The 4,160-nt window shown below is 54.5% G+C and carries 2 pseudogenes; one reads left to right on the top strand and one right to left on the bottom strand.

Annotated elements, in window-relative coordinates:
• Nucleotides 1–2,422 (bottom strand): annotated as a pseudogene (locus tag CXU21_RS12025) (hypothetical protein); the annotation flags it as partial.
• A 310-nt stretch (nucleotides 2,423–2,732) separates the two neighbouring features.
• Here CXU21_RS12025 and CXU21_RS12020 point away from each other — a divergent pair.
• Nucleotides 2,733–4,160, top strand: a pseudogene (locus CXU21_RS12020) (hypothetical protein); the annotation flags it as partial.

Here is a 4,160-nt window from a genome sequence, read left to right as displayed (position 1 = left end):
CGGAGGCGGTGGGCATCTGGCTCCCCCAGAAAAGGGGGCTGGAGTGCTGCCAAGTCTTGGCGCGGTAGTCCTTGCCCTCCGGGTAGGCTCCGATCACGGGCGGCTTGCCCCATTTGATTGATACGCCGTAGTAGGCGATGAAGGTGGAATCCTGTGATGGCGTACCATATTCCCCGGCTTTTTTGGCTTCTTCATTGTTGCCTTCATTATCCTGCCACAGATCAGCCGGAAACTTGACCATGTCGATCAACGGTTTTTCCCAGGCGCCCCAGTTGATATTGAGGATATTCGGCATCACCTTGGAAAAGATATCAATTTCCGCCGTATTCTGGCCGTTGCGGGCGGACTTGGAATTCATCTTCCTGGGTTCCATCAGGCCGGCAGTCGTGACGAACGTCCCGAGAGCAGTGTTTGAGGCATTCTCACTGTATTTGACAGCAAGGACATGATCCTTGGGAGTATCAGTGAGCTGCCCCGTATTCTCCGCAAAGACGACGGAGGCCTTGGCTATGCCATTCTGGTTATAACCGCTCCCGTCCAGCAGTTCATAACGGAGGCCGTCCGTCAGGTTAACGGCATAGGAGCTGACCTGCCCCGGACTCTGGTCCCAGCCTTCCTTGAGAGGGAATCTGTCCGGAGCAAAGTCCTTGTCATTGTTTTTTGCCTGGTAAACTTCATTGCCGTGAACAATGTTGGAGACGACGGGCTGGGCGAAGACAACGATTTCACCGGCTTTGAGCGTTGATGGGCCGCTCTTGTCCGGAGCGCCCCCGCCCCCAAGCTTGGCCGTGGTATTGAAGGAAGCGCCAAAGTCGGCTACCTGCCGGTTATTGTAAGATACATTTTTGGGGTAGGGAACCAGCGTGGATTCGGCGTGATTGGCGAGCAATCCGTCATCCAGGGAATTCCACGCAAATTTAATGTTGTGGGAAAGCAGCAGAGGCATGAAGCGGTGTTCGCCGAAGTAGCCGCCCCAGGGTTCTCCAGACGCTCCCTGGAATTTCATGTCCACGTTGTACGGGTTCCACCACACGTACACCGGGATCACGGAAATACGCAAGTCAATCCAGCCGCCGCGGTTGGGGTGCTTGTTGCCGTGCTTGATGTACTGAATCCCCACGAAGGAGTAGAAGCGCAGCAGGATGGGGTGGCGCATGTACGTGTAGCGGTTGTCCATCATCTCCATGTTCGCCGCGGCGTCAGCCGCTATCAGCGTGCTGGGAGTACGGCCGTCCCACTGCAATGCCGCGGAAGCGTCCTGCCCATCTTTTTTGGAAGAAGAATCCCACACGTTGGCCCACAGGTAGAGCTGGTTCCAGGAGCCGATCGGGCGCGTTTGTTCCGTGGGGTTGCCGTCCTCGGAGGTGTACGGGCGCAGACCGATGTCCGCATTGTCTCCCCGGAAGTCTTCAGGCAATTTGTCCTGGGAAAACATAATGTTAAGATCTTTTTTAAGACCTCCGAATTTAGAATCCGTGAGCAGACTGGAAGAAACCAGGGAAATGTCATGATAAACCTCTCCCAAATCCTTCAAGCGGCCATTTTTGTTATTAGCTAACAGGGAATCAAGAGAAATGAGTTTTCTGACGGCGGACATGTCGTTTCCGGAACCCGACGTCATTACGGAAGAAAGGTTGAGGGGTTCCAAATCGGGGCCCGGCGTGTCCCATGTAGAACGCAGAACCGTCAGAGCGTCCGTGCTTTCTTCCGAGGCGTGAGGCATCAGGTTGATGCGCGCCTTCTGGTTTTCTCCCGTTACCCACCAGGCAATGTATTTACGCGAGTTGGCGTTCTTTTTCAGTCCCATGGCCTTGGAGTAGTCATCCACGCGCACCAGGCGGGCGTAGATTTCCTTATTGTCCTGGTTTTTAGAGCCTACGGGCGTTCCCACCGTGCCATGATTCACCAGGGGGATACTGCGGAGGTTCTGATTGGTCAGAGAACGCTTGCCCAGCAGGTTCTTTCCGGCTTCCAGGGAACTGAGCCTGCGCAGGTCAGGGTCGGAAATGAGCCAGCGGCGGAACATGGCCTTTCTTCCCGTATCATAAGTGGAAGAAATGGTCATGCCCTGGGAGTTGTTTTTGTTGAGCCACGTGTCCCAGCTGTTCCAGACACCCAGGATGTATGGCGCACTTCCTTCACTGGTTCCGGAGGAAAGGATGCCTGAGTTGGCGGAAACGCGCTGGTCCGGTCCCAGTTCACACTGAAGCTGGCCCAGGGCTACTTCCAGGGAAAGCTTGGCGAGGGATTTGGCTTCCGCAGCAAAAAGCTGCTTTTCGGAAATGCGGACCTGTGAGGAGGCAATAGTCAGAAGGCCAACGCTGAGGAGGGCCAGGAGCATCATCAGCGTGATGGTGGCAATCAGGGCAAACCCCTTGCTGACATGCTTGACGGGACGGTTAGTGAAAAGCTTAGTCTTCATGAAAAATGGTGTGTTCCGGCGTGCACTTTTCCGTTCAAGTTGAAGATATAAAACCCCCCTCTGTCACGAAGGTGCGAAGAGCCAATTCTTAACTCTAGTCAATACAAAAAAGGGGTAGTGCATGCAAGCTCAAAATTGGTCCAAACCAGCATGCCGGAGGCATCATGAATAGAGTAAGAAGCGGCATGAATAAAGGATAAGCCGCGAATCATGTATTTTTATGAAATTCTGCTCTTAATATCTCATATTATTATCTCTATATGAAAAATCGGATTCTAAATTCGGTGGATTGAAGAAAGACTTGAATATCATGTTTTCCCAAGAAAAACTGCCTGAAGAATTCCGGGGAGACAACGCGGACATCGGCCTGCGCCCGTACACGTCGGAAGACGGAAGCCCGACCGAGCAGAACCGCCCGATCGGCTCCTGGAACCAGCTTTACCTGTGGGCCAATGTGTGGGACTCCTCCACCAGAAGGGAAGGCCAGGACGCTTCCGCGGCATTGCAGTGGGACGGTCGCACGCCCAGCACGCTAGTGGCCTCCGACGCCACGGCGAGCATGGAAATGATGGACAACCGCTACACGTACATGCGCCACCCCATCCTGCTGCGCTTCTACTCTTTCGTGGGCGTCCAGTATGCCAGATTCGGCGGGACCAATGGACAGAACCCCTCCGTGAACGGAGGATTCATCAACCTGGCCTTTTCCGTCATTCCCGTTTATGTGTGGTGGAACCCGTACAACGTGGACATGAAATTCCAGGGTGCTAACGGTGAAGTATGGGGAGCCTACTTCGGCGAGCACCGCTTCATGCCCATGATGTTTTCCCACAACATCAAGAACGGTGGTGGCGTAGGCGCCATGGGCAATTACACGGAACACCCCCTGACCCCCTACGTTCAAAATGCCGTAAACAAAAATGACCGCCAGGTGGCGGACTTCGGCGCGTCTTTTCGGGACAAGGTCACCTACCAGTCGGACGGTTCAACCAACAAGGGCAACCCGTCCACCCTGAAAGCCGGGGAAATCGTTATCTTCGCCCAACCGATTCCCCTGATTGACGATATGTCAAACCCCTTCAACAACAACTCTGTCTACCGGGCCAAGATCAATAAAAACGACATCAAAACGGATAACTTCGCCATGAAGGAAGGCTGGTCCCTGGATTCCGCCCAGACCACCGGCTACTCCGTCAACATGTACTCCGGCCTGAAGTACCAGAACTTTGACGGCAACAAGTACCTGAACGGAGACCCATTCATGGCCTCCGCCATTTTCGCCCAGAATTACGACGACCTGAAAGGCTGGTCCGGCACGACCTCCGACCGGACTCCCTCCGACCACATTCTCAGCCATAAATATACGGAAGAGTTCGGCTCCAGTTCCAAAAAGCTGGGGACTTTCACGATGGGGGCCGGGCTCATGAGAGCGGAACAAATGGGGCAATCCACCACATTGAACGGCCAGAACACGGCGGACCCCGCCATTTTCTCCAAGACGATGCCCGCCGTGCTGAACCTCAACTGGGGCGCCTGGGAAAAACCGCTGATAGATAAAATAAAGTTCCCGGCTGACATGTGGAAAAACAACACCGGACCTGAAGAGAATAAGGAAAGGCAGGGCTATTATGGCGAGGCGGACCCGGACGCCCTTTTCATCGCCTACTACGGCGTATCAATCAAATGGGGCAAGCCGCCCGTGATCGGAGCCTACCCGGAGGGCAAGGACTACCGCGCC

Source organism: Akkermansia muciniphila (assembly GCF_002884975.1).
Lineage (GTDB): Bacteria > Verrucomicrobiota > Verrucomicrobiia > Verrucomicrobiales > Akkermansiaceae > Akkermansia > Akkermansia muciniphila_C.
Note: the sequence above shows the minus strand (reverse complement) of the source record. Positions and strands in the feature narration are given on the sequence as shown.